The organism is Paraburkholderia sp. FW306-2-2C-D06C, assembly GCF_058781505.1.
Genome location: NZ_JBYSWU010000085.1, coordinates 1 through 17,516 on the forward strand (window position 1 = coordinate 1; position 17,516 = coordinate 17,516).

Consider the following 17,516-nt stretch of genomic DNA (forward strand, 5'->3'; position numbering starts at 1 on the left):
ATGCCCCGCTCCCCGCCCTCTCAAGAAAACGCCGGGCCGCCCCAAGTTTTCCGCCCGGCAGGAAGTCCCCCGCCCCGAAGGAAGTCCCCTTGGGGGATTGAGGGATTGTCCCCTCGAGGGGACCTGGCGCAAAGCGCGAGGTTTGGGGGCACTCAGAAGTACAGGTTTCCGGCATGGCGGTCTTGCCGCAGCGCGCCGCACGGCCCCGCAAAATTACGGGGCAGTACGCGAACAGTGAATTCCGCCGTGTTTCACAACGCTTCGCTGAACGCGCATATAGAATGGCGTTTTCCCTAGCGTCTAACGCATCGTCCTGGAGATTTCTCAATGGCTAAGCCCGCAAAGCGCGTTGCCGTCACCGGCGCCGCAGGTCAAATCGCTTACTCCCTGCTGTTCCGCATCGCCAACGGCGATCTGCTCGGCAAGGACCAGCCGGTCATCCTGCAACTGCTCGACCTGCCGCAAGCGCAAGCCGCCGTCAAAGGCGTCGTGATGGAACTGGATGATTGCGCATTCCCGCTGCTGTCGGGCGTCGTGATCACCGACGATCCGAAGGTCGCATTCAAGGATGCCGACGTCGCCCTGCTGGTCGGCGCACGTCCGCGCTCGAAAGGCATGGAGCGTAAGGATCTGCTGTCGGCAAACGCCGAAATCTTCACGGTTCAGGGCAAGGCGCTGAACGAAGTCGCGAGCCGCGACGTGAAGGTGCTGGTGGTCGGCAACCCGGCCAACACCAATGCGTACATCGCCATGAAGTCGGCGCCGGATCTGCCGAAGAAGAACTTCACCGCCATGCTGCGCCTGGACCACAACCGCGCGCTGTCGCAACTGGCCGCCAAGTCGGGCAAGCCGGTCGCTTCGATCGAAAAGCTGGCTGTGTGGGGCAACCACTCGCCGACCATGTACCCGGATTTCCGCGTCGCAACCGCAGAAGGTCAGGACCTGACCAAGCTGATCAACGACGACGAATGGAACCGCAACACGTTCATCCCGACCGTCGGCAAGCGCGGCGCAGCGATCATCGAAGCGCGCGGCCTGTCGTCGGCAGCGTCGGCAGCCAACGCCGCGATCGACCACGTGCGTGACTGGGTCCTCGGCACGAACGGCAAGTGGGTCACGATGGGTATTCCGTCGGACGGTTCGTATGGCATTCCGGAAGACATCATCTACGGTGTGCCGGTTACCTGCGAAAACGGCGAGTACAAGCGCGTCGAAGGTCTGGAAATCGACGCGTTCTCGCGCGAAAAGATGGACGGCACGCTGCAGGAGCTGCTCGAAGAGCGCGACGGCGTTCAACACCTGCTCGGCTAAGCACCAGATGCAGAACAACCGGAACTCCAAAGCATCATCGCGGCGGGTTCCGGTTTTTTACGTGCGAATGCGGGTACGACGCTCCATTTTGCGGTTCACTTCGCAATTTGTCGTGCCAGCATCCGCATCTGATCCGAACGCGTTTTGCGTCATATCTCGCTGATGGTTCAGCAGAGCGCGTCCGAATCAGATTTCTCCAACGACCACCCACGCCCTGACGCCGAAGATGCGCGCCCTCACACCCGCCGAAGTGCTGTTTGAAGGCGAAGTGCCGCCCGCTGTACTGCCTGCCTGCGATCACTACGCCGGCAGCGAGAAGCTGATGCTGAAATCGCTCGCGTTGCAGCAGCAACTCGGCCCGGTGTTCGACATCACGCTCGATTGTGAAGACGGCGCGCAGGTCGGCCGCGAAGCAGAGCACGCGGAGCTGGTCGCGTCGCTGCTGGGCAGCGAGCATGACCGCTTCGGCCGCGTCGGCGTGCGGATTCACGACTTCGATCACGCGCACTGGCGCGACGACGTGCGTCTCATTCTGCGCGCCGCCAGGCGCGCGCCCGCTTACATCACCCTGCCGAAAATCCGCAACGTCCCCGATGCCGCCGAAATGGTCGCGTTCATCGAAGCGACGCGGCGCGAACTCGGCATCGCTCAGCCCGTGCCGGTGCAACTGCTGGTCGAAACCCACGGTGCGCTGACGCGCGTGTTCGATCTGGCCGCGCTGCCCGGCGTCGAAGCGCTGAGCTTCGGCCTGATGGACTTCGTCTCCGCGCACGACGGCGCGATTCCCGATACCGCGATGCGCTCGCCCGGCCAGTTCGATCATCCGCTGGTGCGGCGCGCGAAGCTCGAGATTTCAGCGGCCTGTCATGCGCATGGCAGGGTGCCCTCGCATAACGTCAGTACCGAAGTGCGCGACATGAGCGTGGTCGCCAACGACGCTGCGCGCGCCCGCAACGAATTCGGCTACACGCGGATGTGGAGCATCCATCCGGCGCAGATCGAAGCGATCGTTGCCGCGTTTGCACCGCGCGACGAAGAGATCGCCACGGCCACCGAAATCCTGCTGGCCGCGCAGTCCGCGCAATGGGGACCGACACGCCATCACGACACGCTGCACGACCGGGCCAGCTATCGCTACTACTGGTCGGTGCTGCGCCGCGCACAATCCACTGGCCGCGCCGTCCCGCAAGACGCCGCGCCGCTCTTCACGAAAGTGGGTACTAACGGGCAAGCCGCATCATGAGGACGTCGATTACGGCAGTGGCCGGCGCGCTGGCGGCGGACGGTGCGAACGCGCGCCGCGCTGCGGCGCCCAGCCTGCGTTTGCCGCGGCGGCAGACTAGCGCTGAATACGCGACACAAGGCTCGGCCCAGGCTGCGGCTCGACCAGCGGTTCGATCAGAAACGATCGGCCGGCACAAAGGAGATTGCGGGAGATGAGCGAGACGACGCAAACCGCCGGTGCACAAGGCGAGAGCGGTTCCCAAAGCGGCTTCAAACCGAAGAAATCCGTCGCGCTGTCCGGCGTGACTGCGGGCAACACGGCGCTGTGCACGGTCGGCAAGACCGGCAACGACCTGCACTATCGCGGCTACGACATTCTCGACATCGCCGGCGCCTGCGAATTCGAAGAGATCGCGTATCTGCTGGTCCACGAAAAGCTGCCGACGCAGGCCGAACTGACCGCCTACAAGACGAAGCTCAAGGCGCTACGCGGGCTGCCCGCGAACGTCAAAGCCGCGCTCGAATGGATTCCGGCCGCCGCGCATCCGATGGACGTGATGCGCACCGGCGTGTCGGTGCTCGGCGCGGTGCTGCCCGAGAAGGACGACCACAACCTGCCGGGCGCGCGCGATATCGCCGACAAGCTGATGGCCTCGCTCGGTTCGATGCTGCTGTACTGGTACCACTACTCGCACAACGGCAAGCGCATCGAGGTCGAAACCGACGACGATTCGATCGGCGGCCACTTCCTGCATCTGCTGCACGGCGTGGAGCCGTCGAAGACGTGGGTCGACGCGATGCACGTGTCGCTGAACCTGTACGCCGAGCATGAATTCAACGCCTCGACCTTCACCGGCCGCGTGATCGCGGGCACGGGTTCGGACATCTACTCGGCGATCACCGGCGCGATCGGCGCGCTGCGCGGTCCGAAACACGGCGGCGCCAACGAAGTCGCGTTCGAGACCCAGTCGCGCTACCAGACGCCGGATGAAGCCGAAGCCGACATCAGGAAGCGCGTCGGGAACAAGGAAGTGGTGATCGGTTTCGGCCACCCGGTGTATACGATTGCCGACCCGCGCAACAAGGTCATCAAGGAAGTCGCGAAGAAGCTTTCGAAGGAAGCGGGCAACATGAAGCTGTTCAATATCGCCGAGCGACTTGAAACAGTGATGGCAGATGTGAAAAAGTTGTTTCCAAATCTCGACTGGTTCAGCGCGGTGTCGTATCACTTGATGGGCGTGCCGACGGCGATGTTCACGCCGCTTTTCGTGATCGCCCGCACGGCTGGCTGGAGCGCGCACGTCATCGAGCAGCGGATCGACAACAAGATCATCCGGCCGAGCGCGAATTACACCGGCCCCGAGAATTTGAAGTACGTGCCGCTAAATAGGAGAAAATAGCGGCCGCTGTGCGCTTGCGAAGCGCGTGCAGTTCAACCTCGCGGTTCTCCAGACGGCCAACCGCGCAATGTTCAACTGAAATTAGATAGAAAGGTTCCCCTCCATGAAAAAGCTGATGATCGCCGCCGTGATTGGCGCCCTGTCCACGACGATGCTGACCGTCGCGACTGACGCCGTCGCGCAAACGGCGACCACCACGAAGCCGGCTGCCAAGGCTGTGGCGAAGCGCCCGCAACCGAAACGCCTGATCAAGCGCAAGTCGAATCCGGCCAAGGAAGCGAAGGTCGATCCGGTTCCGGAAGGCTCGGAAAAGTGGTCGTGCAACGAAGGTCTGGCATTCGAACTGAAGGGCGACATGAAGCGTGACCAGATCGTCACGGTTCACTGGGCGAACAAGAACTACAATCTGCCGCGTGAAGCGACCACCACGGGCGCAGACCGCTTCCACGACGCCGCAACAGGTATGGACCTGGTTGTGATCCCGACCAAGGCGATGTTGTTCTCGGATAAGGACAGCTCGCGTCTGGCCGACGAGTGCAAGACGGCAGCCATGGTGCAAGGTGCACCTGCTCCGACGCAATCGAACGCGATCGACAAGACCAGCAACTAATCATTTACATCAGGGAAGCCCCGATGTCCGCTCCGATTTCCAGCGTACGACCCGACCCGGACCCAGTCCTGGCCGATATCGTCGATTACGTACTGGATTATCAGATCGACAGCACGCTCGCGCTGGAAACCGCGCGTAACTGCCTGATCGATACGCTCGGTTGCGGACTCGAGGCGTTGACCTACCCGGCCTGCACCAAGCTGATGGGACCGATCGTGCCGGGCACGATCGTCCCCAACGGCGCGAAGGTGCCGGGCACGTCGTTCCAGCTGGACCCGGTTCAGGCCGCCTTCAACATCGGCGCGATGATCCGCTGGCTGGACTTCAACGACACCTGGCTCGCAGCGGAATGGGGCCATCCGTCGGACAACCTCGGCGGGATTCTGGCGACGGCCGACTGGCTCTCGCGCAATGCCATCGCAGCGGGCAAAAAGCCGCTGACGATGAAAGACGTTTTGATCGGCATGATCAAGGCGCACGAAATTCAAGGCTGCATCGCGCTCGAAAACTCGTTCAACAAGGTCGGGCTCGACCATGTGCTGCTGGTGAAGCTGGCTTCCACCGCAGTGGTCGGCCAACTGATCGGCCTGACGCGTGACGAGTTGATCAACGCGGTTTCGCAGGCATTTGTCGATGGACATGCGCTGCGCACGTATCGCCACGCGCCGAACACCGGATCGCGCAAATCGTGGGCCGCGGGCGATGCAACGTCGCGCGCCGTGCGTCTCGCGCTGATTTCCAGAACCGGCGAGATGGGCTATCCGTCGGTGCTGACCGCGAAGACGTGGGGCTTTTACGATGTCCTTTTCAAAGGCAACGCATTCAGGTTCCAGCGCCCGTACGGCTCGTACGTGATGGAAAACGTGCTGTTCAAGATCTCTTTCCCGGCCGAGTTCCACGCGCAAACAGTGGTGGAAGCGGCGATGACGTTGCACGCGCAACTCGCCGCTCAAGGCAAGCGCGTCGAAGACATCAGGAAGATCACGATCCGCACTCACGAAGCCGCGCTCCGCATCATCGACAAGAAAGGCCCACTGAACAATCCGGCCGACCGCGATCATTGCATCCAGTACATGATCGCCGTGCCGCTGATCCACGGCCGCCTGACGGCCGCGGACTATGAAGATTCGATCGCGCAGGACGCGCGTATCGATGTGCTGCGCGCCAAAATGGAATGCGTCGAAGACGCGCAGTTCACGCAGGATTACCACGACCCGGAGAAGCGTTCGATCGCCAATGCACTGACGATCGAATTCAACGACGGGTCGAAGTTCGACGAAGTCGTTGTCGAATACCCGATCGGTCATAAGCGTCGTCGCGAAGACGGGATACCGTTGCTGGTCGAGAAGTTCAAGACCAACCTCGCGCGCCGCTTTCCGGTCAGGCAACAACTGGCGATTCTCGACGTGTCGCTGGATCAGGCGAGGCTCGAAGCCATGCCGGTCAATGAATACGTCGATTTGTACGTCATCTAGTCAAGTACTGTAGTTCCGCGATCAAACCAAGGAAAACACCATGGCCCACAACCTCCACAAAACGCTCAAGGAATTCGACAGCGGTTCCGGCAAAGGCAAGTTCTACTCCCTGCCGCAACTCGGCAAGGCACTGAACATCAAGATCGACCGCCTGCCGGTTTCGATCCGTATCGTGCTGGAATCGGTGCTGCGTAACTATGACGGCAAGAAGATCGCCGAAGAACACATCGAGCAACTCGCGAACTGGAAGCCGATCGCTGCGCGCGTCGACGAAATCCCGTTCGTCGTGTCGCGCGTCGTGCTGCAAGACTTTACCGGCGTGCCGCTGCTCGCCGACATCGCCGCCATGCGCGGTGTCGCGCAACGCGTCGGCAAGAACCCGAAGTCGATCGAGCCGCTGGTCCCGGTCGATCTGGTCGTCGACCACTCGGTGCAGATCGATCACTTCCGTGAAAAGAACGCGCTCGACCTGAACATGAAACTGGAATTCCAGCGCAACAACGAGCGCTACCAGTTCATGAAGTGGGGCATGCAGGCATTCGACACGTTCAAGGTCGTGCCGCCGGGTGTCGGCATCGTTCACCAGGTGAACCTGGAATACCTCGCACGCGGCGTGCACAAGAAGGCCGAAGGCGCGGACACGGTCTACTACCCGGATTCGCTGGTCGGCACCGATAGCCACACCACGATGATCAACGGCATCGGCGTGGTGGGCTGGGGCGTGGGCGGTATCGAAGCTGAAGCCGGCATGCTCGGCCAGCCGGTGTACTTCCTGACGCCGGACGTGGTCGGCGTGCACCTGAAGGGCAAGCTGCGCGAAGGCGTGACGGCAACCGACCTGGTGCTGACCATCACCGAATTGCTGCGTAAGGAAAAGGTTGTCGGCAAGTTCGTCGAGTTCTTCGGCGAAGGCACGAAGTCGCTGTCGCTGCCGGACCGCGCGACGATCGGCAACATGGCGCCGGAATACGGCGCAACCATGGGCTTCTTCCCGGTCGACGAAAAAACCATCGACTACTTCAAGGGCACGGGCCGCACGGACGCAGAAATCTCGGCGTTCCAGAACTACTTCAAGGCGCAGAACCTGTTCGGCATTCCGAAGGACGGCGACATCGACTACACCAAGGTCGTGACGCTGGATCTCGGCACGGTTGCACCGTCGCTGGCAGGCCCGAAGCGCCCGCAAGACCGTATCGAAATCGGCAACGTGAAGTCGACTTTCAGCGACCTGTTCTCGAAGCCGGTTGCAGAAAACGGCTTTGCGAAGAAGGAAGCCGATCTGGACGCGCAATACACCACGACGAACGGCGTCAACGTGAAGAACGGCGACGTGCTGATCGCCGCGATCACGTCGTGCACGAACACGTCGAACCCAAGCGTGCTGCTGGCTGCCGGTCTGCTGGCGAAGAAGGCTGTCGAAGCGGGTCTGGAAGTCGCGCCGCACATCAAGACGTCGCTGGCGCCGGGATCGCGCATCGTCACCGAATACCTGACGAAGACCGGCCTGCTGCCGTACCTCGACAAGCTGGGCTTCACGCTGGCCGCTTACGGTTGCACGACCTGTATCGGTAACGCGGGCGATCTGACGCCGGAACTGAACGAAGCGATCACGAAGAACGACATCGTCGCGGCGGCTGTGCTGTCGGGCAACCGTAACTTCGAAGCGCGTATCCATCCGAACATCCGCGCGAACTTCCTGGCCTCGCCGCCGCTGGTCGTCGCTTATGCGATCGCCGGCAACATCACGCGCGACCTGATGACCGAACCGGTCGGCAAGGGCAAGGGCGGCAAGGACATCTACCTGGGCGACATCTGGCCGACCAGCGAAGAAGTCAACGCGCTGCTCAAGTTCGCGCTGGACGCCGACGCGTTCCGCAAGAACTACTCGTCGCTGACCAAGAAGGGCGACCTGTGGAGCAAGATCGAAGGCGAAGAAGGTCAAGTCTACGACTGGCCGAAGTCGACCTACATCGCAGAGCCGCCGTTCTTCGGCAAGGACTTCTCGATGACGCCGGCCGACAGCATCGCTGCTGTCACGAACGCGCGCGCACTGGGCATCTTCGGTGACTCGGTCACGACCGACCACATCAGCCCGGCTGGCTCGATCAAGGAAGACTCGCCGGCAGGCAAGTGGCTGAAGGCGAACGGCGTGCAGAAGGCCGACTTCAACAGCTACGGCTCGCGCCGCGGCAACCACGACGTGATGATGCGCGGCACGTTCGCCAACGTCCGGATCAAGAACCTGATGATCCCGGCGAAGGCAGACGGCACGCGCGTGGAAGGCGGCCTGACGATTCACCAGCCGAGCGGCGAACAGCTGTCGATCTATGACGCAGCGATGAAGTACATCGACGCCGACACGCCGACCATCGTGTTCGCGGGCGAAGAGTACGGCACGGGCTCGTCGCGCGACTGGGCAGCCAAGGGTACGCAGCTGCTGGGCGTGAAGGCTGTGGTCGCACGCAGCTTCGAACGGATTCACCGTTCGAACCTGGTCGGCATGGGTGTTCTACCGCTGCAGTTCAAGGGCTCGGATAGCGTGCAATCGCTCGGCATCACCGGCGAAGAAACGTACGACATCGAAGGCCTGGGCGCGGACTTCAAGCCGCAACAGGAAGTGACGCTGGTGATTCGCGGCAAGGACGGCAAAGAGAAGCGCGTGCCGGTGCTGCTGCGTATCGATACGCCGATCGAAGTCGACTACTACAAGCACGGCGGGATTCTGCCGTTCGTGCTGCGCTCGCTGCTGGCTGCTTAAGGTATTCACTTACGCTTAACAAGCAGTCACTGCGCGTTGTTTTGCAGGGGCTGCGTCCTGTGGAGGACGCAGCCGACTTTAGAAGCCCGACCGATGGTCGGGCTTTTTTTATGGTGTGCCTATTTTTGGGTGGCGCCGGATTGGAAGGCGGTGGGATCGTCGGTGATGCGGCGTTGGGTCATGCGGGCGTTCCAGTTGGTGTCAGCGGGCACCGTTGCATGCGTTGTGACGCGGCTGCGCGGCGGTTGCACCGACCAGACGAGCCACGGCGCCTGATCGATAGCGTCGCCTTCCGCCGGCCGGCGCCCGGTCCATTCCGGTTGGATAGACACGGAGGGCCGATTGGTGGGGCGAACGGCATGGTTCAATGCAAGCTGTTTGTCGACATGCTCCAGGGTCAAACGCGCGGCCGCGGGTTTGCGGTCCGCCTTTGCCGCGCGCCTCGTGGGCTCGTGAGTCGTTGCGCGCGCCGATGGCTGCTGCGAGACGTGCGTCGATAACTGCGTGCGCGGGCTTCGAGACGCCATCACAGGCGTGGAATCGTCGCTCCTTGCGCGGCTCTCTGGCGGTGTCATCGGCACAGCATCGCTTGCCTTGGAACGCACTGGCGCGACGTCTGCCGCGTTAGATCTCAGCGCTTTCGCCGACGCTGCCGGCGGCACAGCGCTCGCCACCGAAGGGGCCAGCGCCGACGACGGCTGAACGCCTTCGGTGTCCCGCTGAGCCAGCTTGGCGGGTCGTTGCGGATTGTCGACGGCTGGGCTGCTGATTGCCGGTGCCTCCGGCAGCTTCTTCGCAAGCTCCGGCTGTGTTCCGGCATCCTGAGTCGCGCACGTTGCCAGCAACCAGGCCAAGGCAATACTGCTGCCGACGAAAATCGCCGCGCCGCATACCTGATCAGAACGGGACGAACGCGCGCGGACCTTGCACGTCTCGAGATCAAGATAGCGCTTTGCTTCAGCCATCGCCGCATCGAAGCGATGAGAATCCACGCGTTGCGGCGGCGTCTTGTAGAACAGAACGCGCTTCACGCCCGGAGGAAACGGGCTCCGGCGCGCCGGATTGGCCATGCGTTGTAGCGCGCCCTGCATCGCCTGTTGCGGGGCACGTCGTCTCGAACCGAAAGGCGGCGGCACACCATCGAACGGCCGCAGTCTCGGGAACGCCAGATCGCCTTCGACCAAAGCCTGCGGTTGATTCATTGGATGAGGCTCCGGTGTGGATCGAACGCTGTATCGAGTTGCGTAGCCAAAGTCCTTGCGCGCTCCACAAGCGTATCGATAGCGCAGACGTCAAACTCCAGCGGAGCAACGCTGGCACGCCGCAGTGCCTCCATCAAACTGAGTGCGCCGACAAGACCTACGGCTCCGCTCAATCTGTGCAGCATGGAACGCAGACCTTCGCTGTCGCGTTGGCGGCTCAAACCGCTCAGGCGCGCGAGGTCATCGTCCATCGAATGGCGCCAGCCACCCAGAAACGCGCGCAGATCGATACCCTCTTCGGCCAGCACATCGAGGTAACGGCGTTCGAAGGGTTCAGATGGGACGCCTAAGGAAGCGTCTTGCGCTTGAGCAGCAATCGCGGATGGCGCCTGCGTATGACGAGCCGGTTCTGATGACAGCCCCCATTGCTCTACGGGGAACGGCGCACTGAAACTCGCGTAGATGCCGCAGTCCGAGCCGCTCGAGAGCGAGAGTTCACCTTGCATACGCTGCGCGATTGTCTCGCACAGCGCCATGCCTACGTCAGTGTCGACAGGCCACGCTCCTGCAGACGGTTCATCAGCGCCCAGCTCGAAAAATTGCAGTTGAGCTGCAGGAGGGTCTCCAGAGTCGGTGCCTGTCAGACTGACGGAAATACGCTGGGAGCCGGGATTCAATAGCTCCGACCGCACGACGACCGTAATCGCTTGATGCGCGCCAAGCTGGATGGCGCGGCTCAGCAGATGGAAGATCATCTGGCCGAGCCGGGCGCCATCGGCGAGAATCCTCGTGGCCACCGTGGGATCAACGGTTACCACTACACATGTGCCTCGCCGGGCGGCATTCATAGATAACAGTGCAACGACGCCGTCAATGAGATCGCGCAGATTCGTCACGCTTTCGTCGAGAACGATACCGCGCGACTGCACGGGTGCAACGTCCAGCAAATCGTGCAGCGTTTGCGACCACGTGCGCATTGCGGATTCGGCCACCGCCAGCTGCGTACGGTCGGTGGCCGGCATCGCCGCCGTTTTGATCGACTCCAGCATGCCCGTCACGGCGATCAACGGAGCCTCCGCGTAGATGCGCATCGCGGCCAGCACCCTGAGCCGCTCCCGCGTCGCCGCCGCGCTCGCCTCAGCGGACGCCGCCGCGCGTACGGCCCGCTCCCCGGCTTCTGCTGCATCGCACCGGCGTGTCCACTCTTCCTCGGTGCGACGCAGCGTCTCCGCGGAGCGGCTCAGCACACCGCGAAATAGACATGCATTGCCCAGCGCAACGATTGCGAGAGCCGCGACCACCAACAGCCACGTTTGCCACTCGATCGAGGCAGCACGTGCGTCCGCCGCCGGTTGGCCGACGGTATCGCGGCCCTCACCCCCAGCAAGTACTAAAGAGGCGCTAGCATCCGTTTGATCATGCGGATGGGTGTCATGGAACGACTGGCCGACCCGGTCTAATGCATCGGGTACGGTCGGCGCTGCGGCCGGGCGCGGATCGCTCACCAACGGTGCGGCGTAGGCGCGCACCGACAACATGCACAGCAATACAAATGCAAGCAGACCGCCCAACAGTGTCGCGAAGCGTATCGAATTGGATCCCGCATCCCGAAAGCAACGCGACGGGCGGCTTCGCGCGGTCGCTGAAGAACCAGGCGGGCTTATTTTTTTCCTTATTTTTTTCATAACCCGCACGACTCAGTCAATGAGCCTGTGTAGCGAAGCAAACTCAATCAGTGCGGCCAATGACGTTAGCCCGAGCTTTTCCTGGATTCGGCTCTTGTATGTGCTGACCGTCTTATCACTCAGGAATAAGCGGCTCGCGATATCCCGATTGCTTACGCCACGCGCAAGATATTGCAAAATCTCCACCTCACGCGCCGACAAGGTGCTGAGTCCACTATCTGCCGCCGAATTAGCCCTTTCGGCCGGAAAACAGTCATAACCGAACAACACTGTCTTTAGAGCCGTAATCAATTCGCCGATCTCGCGCCCTTTGCCGACATAGCCATTTGCACCGGCAGCGCGCGTATAACCGGCCATGACGTGTTCTGGTTTGGCGGAAAGAATAAGGATACAGATTTTTCTATTGTGTGCCCGAATACGGCGAATCATTGATAAACCGTCAAGCCGGGGCAAATCGAGATCGAGAATGACAAGATCAGGATTTTCATCCAGCACCATTTTCAGACCGTCCTCACCGTCACCGCACTCTCCGATCAGCTCAAGCTCCGGGTCGGCGCGCAATACGTTCGCTATCGTCCCTCTAATCATTGGGTGGTCGTCGATAATCATGATTCTTTTCATTTACCACTCCATTGTTTGATCATTCTGATCATTCATTAATGAGCGAAAAATCGAACCGAATAGCCCACCGCCGGGAAATGCAAATTAAATTGTATCAACGGCTACGGAACATTTTTTCGCGGTAGCGGAATGATAGTTCCGCAATATTTGCAGGATTTTTCCTACCCAGCGATTTGGGATTTCCTACGAGTAAATGGTGAATGAGATCAACTGCGTGAATCGCCTGAATGGAGGACGCATCTCGTGGAAACAAGTCAAGCGGTGGAGGCGGGGTCGAACCCGATTCCACCTCGGAGAGCGAGCAAAACGCAAAGAGCGGGATAAAGAAACGGGCGCGACGATATTCGCGCTCGTGGAAACTGCGGGTGGGTACATGCCGCAGTCCCACCGATTAAATGGAATCACCGGACTGGCAAAGTCCGGCGATGTCTCCCGTTACTGCTCTTGCCGTTGCATCTGTTGCGGCATTTGCTCTTGCATGCGCTGCTGCATTTGCCGTGAATTCATTGCCTGCGGCTGTGCATTGCTGCGCGCAAAGTCCAGCTCCACGCGACGATTCGGCGCCAGGCAGTCAATCAGTGCCTGCCGGTTCCGGTCGTGACACTGCACCATCGGTTCTTCCTTGCCGCGGCCACGCGCCATCATCGGCAGCGCGACACCGCCGCTCTGCAGGTAACGCTTGACCGTCTCTGCCCGTTTGGCCGACAACTGGCGGTTGTAGCTATCGCTACCGAGACGATCGGTAAAGCCCTCGATGCGGATGCCCGTCACGTCGTCCACGTGTTTCAGATCGCTGATCAACTGGTCAAGCTTTGCCTTGCCGGCCGGGCGCATGCCAGGCAAATCGCTTCGATCGAACTCGAAGCTTGCATCAGCCTGCAGCGTCATCTTCTGCGGAATCACTGGCACCGCTGCCGCAACCGGCGGCGGCGTGCAGGCCTCGAGCGCCGCGCCAATGCCCGGCAAGCCCTTCTCGACACCGTCGACCAGACGCTGGCTCGCAACGAAGTGGCGGGTCCATGCCTCGTGGCCGGCATGAATCAACTTGACTTCCGAGCACGCCGTCAGGCGCTGCGCTTCCTGGCATTGCGGAAAGAGCGGCGAGGTCTTCGCCGCCAGCACCTGTTTCCACAGATCCGGACGGATCACCGCTGCGGTCCGCAACTCCGGATTGTTCGCCGAGAGTCCCTGACCGGTCTCGAGCGCCGTGGTCAGATGGTTGGCCTCCGCCAGTGCTTCCTCGATAAAGCCCCAGCCGTCGTGACTGGCCCGTTCGTCGCGGGCGGCGTTCAGCCAGCACTGCGCCTTGTCGCCGAAATAGTTATTTTTGCGCTCACCGAGCGCGTTCAGCCGGGTCTGGACAGCGCTAAGCATCGCGCCGTTCTTCACGCCGCCATAAGTTGCGGTCCACTGCGGCGTGACCGCACCGGCGGCCTGGCTCTGCGTTGCGCTGAAACCAGTCTGCAAAACCGTGGGGGCCTGGATTTGCAGGCGATCACGCGTCGCAGACGACGAACATCCTGCAAGCATCGCGGCGAGCGCGATGGCAATCAATGAATACTTCATGTCTGTTTCTCATGGAAAGAGGGTCGCACGGAAGCTTCCCGTGCGACCCAGACAGCTAACGTCTCGAACTTCTATTCAAGGCCTTGCGGCCACGCTTAGTTGCCGAGCACGATGCCGATGCCGGCGCGGACGATGGTGCTGTTGCCGCCCGAGCTGGACACGCCAAGGTTGTAGTTGATCGTGCCCTTCTCGTTCCAGCGCGAGACGCCCAGACCAACCGCCTGATAGCCACGGTAGTTGGCAACACCCGCGTTCAGCGTGGTACGACCTGGCAGATACGGCGTGACAATGTTCAGCGCCGATGCCGATGCGATACCCTTGGCCGCACTGCGGTCGATATCGTGCATCTGCTGCTGCACACCACCCATCGCGTTGTTCAACTGATTGAGGTTGACCGCGTCGGTGCCTTGCGTACCGGCCGCAACGTTGGTGATCTGACGCTCTGCACCGGTAGAACCCACCGATACGGAGTCTTTGCGATCAGTCGTCGAGTTTGCACCCAGCGCGACCGAGTTCGTGTTCGGAGCCGAAGCACCCGCGCCGAGCGACACCGAGTTGTCGCCTGCCGTCGTCGTGTCCTTGCCGATTGCAATCGCCGCCGTGCCCGATGCAACAGCACCGCTACCGATCGCGATCGCATCCGAACCCGTCGCCGCCGCTGCCGTACCATCCGCGCTCGGCGTGCCGATGTTGACGTAGGTCGTGTTGCCCGCACCGCCGCCGGCGAGATTGTTCACCTGGCTTTGAAGACTGGAGAACTGCGAGAAGTTGACCGCGTCAGTCGCATTGGAACCTGTTGCCACGTTCGTCAGCGTCACCGGATCATGACCCGCACCGCCGAGAGTCACGGTGTTCATGGCTGAGTCGTCATAGGCCACGCCGTTCGCAGTACCGCTACTTGCATGGTTCGCGACGTACGCCTGCATCTGGCCGAAGTTGACCGCGTCGAGCAAGTCGGTCGCGTTTTTAACGTTCTTCAGTTGGACCGGCGTAGTCGAATTAGCACCGCCAAGCGTCAGCGTGTCATGCGCGACCGAGTCGTACACCACGCCGTCCGTCGTACCCGTGGCAATCTTCGCGTTCAGCGCGTCCAGTGCCGTGGCGACGTTACCGTACGTCTTGCCATCCAGCGACAAGGCCGCCGAGACCTTGCCGTCCGCTCCCACAGTCGCGCCACCGCCCAGCGCTGCTGCCACGCTGTTCGCCGTACCGTACAACTGCGAGCCGTTGATCGCGTCCTTGCTGCCGGACGTGACCTGGCCTGCCGCTACGTTGGTCAGCGTCACCGGCGTCGTCGAACCGGCACCGCCCAGCGTCACTTTGCTATGCGACGACGTGTCGTACTGCACACCGTCGGGCGAGCCACCGCCCGCAACCGCCGCGAGGGCCGAAGCAACGTCCGTGTATGTCTTCCCGCCGATTGCATAAGACGGCTTCGTGATCGAGCCGTCGGTGCCATTGACAGCCGCGCTGCCGCCGAGCGCCTCCAGGACGCCGGACAACTGGCCGACGTTGACCGCATCGGTGGCTACCGTACCGGCTTGCATATTGACAACCTGACGTTGCGCCGTGCTGCTGCCCACCGAAATGGTGTTGGGGCGATCCGCCGACGAATTGGCGCCCAGTGCGACGGAATTAGCCTGACTGGCGCTTGAATTGCTACCGAGAGCCATCGAATTCGTGGCCTTCGTCGCCACGAAGGCATCGCTACCCATCGCGACAGAATTCGAGGCGTTCGTCTGGCTGCTAGAGCCGAGCGCCAACGCGTCTGCGCCTTGTGACTTAGACATATAGCCAATCGCGACACCATTGGTGCCGTCGTTGCTAGTCGTCGCGCCGAATCCAATTACTGTCGCATTAAAAGCCAGAGCTCCTGCTCCGGTGCCGACGGCGGTAGAGCCGGCAAGCCCCGTGGCAGCCCCGGCACCGACGGCCAGCGAGCCTTCGCCCAGTGCAGTCGCCGTAGGACCAATCGCCATCGCGTTTAGCGCGTTATCTGTAGACGTCGTAGTACCCTGCGTGACATTTGAGCTTACCGAGATGTAGCTGGTGACCGGCACTGCTGCGAGAAGCATCGACTTCACGCCGCTCGGCTGCTGCGCAAGCTGCTGCGACACCGAAGTCTGCAATGCCTTCAGTTGACCGAAGGTTGCCGCGTCAGTGTCCGTTACGCCGTCAGCGACGTTCATGATGCGGCGCTCCGCGCCCCTCGAGCCGACCGAAATCGTATTCGCCACGGTGGTTACCGAATTCGAGCCAATCGCCACCGAGTCTGCGAACTGTGAGCGAGCCCCCACTCCCAAGGCCAACGAATTCTTCGCGATCGCGGACGCTCCGCCGCCAATCGCCACCGATTCGGCGCCGATCGCAATCGCCGCAGACGACGTCGACACCACCTTGATGTACTTGGTGGTATCGGTAATCGTGTTGTTGATCGTGGTGACCGCACCGTCTACGCCGGCAAGTGCCGAGCCGACATCGGTATACGTCTTGCCGCCGAGCTCGTAGCTCGGAAGCGTAACCGTGCCGCTCGGGCTCACGCTTGAACTACCGCCCAGCGCAAGCGCCACGCTGTTCGCCGTGTTGTAGAGTTGCGAACCGTTTACTGCGTCACTGCTGGTCGAGGTGACCGCGCCGTTGGCGAGGTTCGTCAACAACACAGCAGGGGGAGTGGTCGAGCCAGCACCGCCCAGCGTGACCTTGTTGTGCGTCGCAGAGTCGTACTGCACCGCGTTAGCCAAAGCCGTGCCGGAGACTGCGGTCACAGCTGTCTGCAACTGGCTCACGTTCACTGCATCGGTCGCTGCCGCACCGGCCGCTACGTTCGTTAAACGACGTTCATTGCCAACCGAACCCACCGAGACTTCGCCTGCCGGCGTCGTTCCAGACAGTGTGCCGCTTGTCGCCAGGTACGCGGCGGCAGACAGATTGGACACCGTCGCCGAGTTCGCGCCCAGAGCCACCGAGTTGTTTGCCGTCGCCTTTGCGTTCCCACCGATCGCGACCGCATCCGTACCGGTTGCGGACGAATCTGCCTGCGTCGAATTAGCGTGGAAATACTTGACGCCGCCACCGCTGGTGATGTTATTCACCGTGTTGGTCACGTTCATCACGTTCTGGTTCGTCGCGTACAACTGCGTACCATTGATCGCGTCCGTACTCGTCGCCGACAGCGTACCGGCCGTGAGGCCGGTGATCTTCGTCGAGCCGCTCGCGCCCTTCAACGTGATCGTGTTCTTCATCGTGTCGTCATACGACACAAACGTGTTCGTAATATTGCCACTTGAGTCGACGTTTGCGCCCACAGCCTGCAGCTGCGCCAGGTTCACCGCGTCCGTGGATTGCGTGCCGGCTGCAACGTCGGTGATCTGTCGCGAACCCACGTCAACCGTGTTAGCGCGGCTGGCCAACGAGTTTGCACCCAACGCCACCGAATTGCTTGCCGTCGCCTTCGCATTGCCGCCAATCGCCATGGCGTCGCTACCCGTTGCCGACGAATCGGCCGACGTCGAATTGACGTGAAAATACTTGACGCCGGTGCCGCCATTGGTGATGTTATTTACGATGTTGGCGAGGTTTGTCACGTTGCCCGCGACGCCCGCCACATTCTGGTTCGTCTGGTACAACTGAGCACCATTGACTGCATCCGTGCTCGCTGCCGACA

General features: G+C 61.6%; 11 protein-coding genes. 6 read left to right on the forward strand and 5 right to left on the reverse strand.

The features are described 5' to 3' along the window. The first annotated feature begins 327 nt into the window (after positions 1-327). The 6 genes from AC3WLT_RS35500 to acnA all read left to right on the forward strand — a co-directional run bounded on the left by AC3WLT_RS35500 (position 328) and on the right by acnA (position 8,778). On the forward strand, positions 328-1,311 hold the full coding sequence (locus AC3WLT_RS35500) for a malate dehydrogenase (protein ID WP_492596244.1): 984 nt from the start codon (positions 328-330) through the stop codon (positions 1,309-1,311). 226 nt (positions 1,312-1,537) lie between these two features. Further along, entirely contained in the window at positions 1,538-2,554 is a 1,017-nt protein-coding gene (locus AC3WLT_RS35505) for an HpcH/HpaI aldolase/citrate lyase family protein (protein ID WP_492596245.1), read from the forward strand. 193 nt (positions 2,555-2,747) lie between these two features. Next, positions 2,748-3,935: a bifunctional 2-methylcitrate synthase/citrate synthase gene (gene prpC / locus AC3WLT_RS35510; protein ID WP_492596246.1), complete on the forward strand. Its 1,188-nt coding sequence runs from the start codon at positions 2,748-2,750 to the stop codon at positions 3,933-3,935. 103 nt (positions 3,936-4,038) lie between these two features. Then, positions 4,039-4,545, forward strand: coding sequence for a hypothetical protein (locus AC3WLT_RS35515; protein ID WP_492596247.1), 507 nt, complete (start codon positions 4,039-4,041; stop codon positions 4,543-4,545). A gap of 23 nt (positions 4,546-4,568) precedes the next feature. After that, on the forward strand, positions 4,569-6,020 hold the full coding sequence (locus AC3WLT_RS35520; RefSeq protein WP_492596248.1) for a bifunctional 2-methylcitrate dehydratase/aconitate hydratase: 1,452 nt from the start codon (positions 4,569-4,571) through the stop codon (positions 6,018-6,020). A gap of 40 nt (positions 6,021-6,060) precedes the next feature. Further along, complete coding sequence (gene acnA / locus AC3WLT_RS35525; RefSeq protein WP_492596249.1) at positions 6,061-8,778, forward strand: aconitate hydratase AcnA; 2,718 nt, start codon at positions 6,061-6,063, stop codon at positions 8,776-8,778. 119 nt (positions 8,779-8,897) lie between these two features. Here acnA and AC3WLT_RS35530 read toward each other — a convergent pair whose 3' ends face one another. The 5 genes from AC3WLT_RS35530 to AC3WLT_RS35550 all read right to left on the reverse strand — a co-directional run. Then, a complete protein-coding gene (locus tag AC3WLT_RS35530; protein WP_492596250.1) occupies positions 8,898-9,962 on the reverse strand; it encodes a hypothetical protein in 1,065 nt (354 codons plus the stop codon). Positions 9,963-9,976: 14 nt separating this feature from the next. Next, entirely contained in the window at positions 9,977-11,665 is a 1,689-nt protein-coding gene (locus AC3WLT_RS35535) for a sensor histidine kinase (RefSeq protein WP_492596251.1), read from the reverse strand. 12 nt (positions 11,666-11,677) lie between these two features. Beyond that, a complete protein-coding gene (locus AC3WLT_RS35540; RefSeq protein WP_492596252.1) occupies positions 11,678-12,286 on the reverse strand; it encodes a response regulator in 609 nt (202 codons plus the stop codon). 435 nt (positions 12,287-12,721) lie between these two features. Next, positions 12,722-13,852 (reverse strand): OmpA family protein, encoded by a 1,131-nt coding sequence (locus tag AC3WLT_RS35545; RefSeq protein ID WP_492596253.1) that lies wholly within the window; start codon positions 13,850-13,852, stop codon positions 12,722-12,724. Between the two features lie 95 nt (positions 13,853-13,947). Next, a partial coding sequence (locus AC3WLT_RS35550) for a YadA family autotransporter adhesin (protein WP_492596254.1) occupies positions 13,948-17,516 on the reverse strand: 3,569 nt, incomplete at its 5' end.

Excerpts from the sequence above, each read along its gene's own strand:
- AC3WLT_RS35500 (WP_492596244.1), top strand. The coding sequence starts at position 328 with ATGGCTAAGCCCGCAAAGCGCGTTGCCGTCACCGGCGCCGCAGGTCAA.
- AC3WLT_RS35505 (WP_492596245.1), top strand. The coding sequence starts at position 1,538 with ATGCGCGCCCTCACACCCGCCGAAGTGCTGTTTGAAGGCGAAGTGCCG.
- prpC (WP_492596246.1), top strand. The coding sequence starts at position 2,748 with ATGAGCGAGACGACGCAAACCGCCGGTGCACAAGGCGAGAGCGGTTCC.
- AC3WLT_RS35515 (WP_492596247.1), top strand. The coding sequence starts at position 4,039 with ATGAAAAAGCTGATGATCGCCGCCGTGATTGGCGCCCTGTCCACGACG.
- AC3WLT_RS35520 (WP_492596248.1), top strand. The coding sequence starts at position 4,569 with ATGTCCGCTCCGATTTCCAGCGTACGACCCGACCCGGACCCAGTCCTG.
- acnA (WP_492596249.1), top strand. The coding sequence starts at position 6,061 with ATGGCCCACAACCTCCACAAAACGCTCAAGGAATTCGACAGCGGTTCC.
- AC3WLT_RS35535 (WP_492596251.1), bottom strand. The coding sequence starts at position 11,665 with ATGAAAAAAATAAGGAAAAAAATAAGCCCGCCTGGTTCTTCAGCGACC.
- AC3WLT_RS35540 (WP_492596252.1), bottom strand. The coding sequence starts at position 12,286 with ATGAAAAGAATCATGATTATCGACGACCACCCAATGATTAGAGGGACG.
- AC3WLT_RS35545 (WP_492596253.1), bottom strand. The coding sequence starts at position 13,852 with ATGAAGTATTCATTGATTGCCATCGCGCTCGCCGCGATGCTTGCAGGA.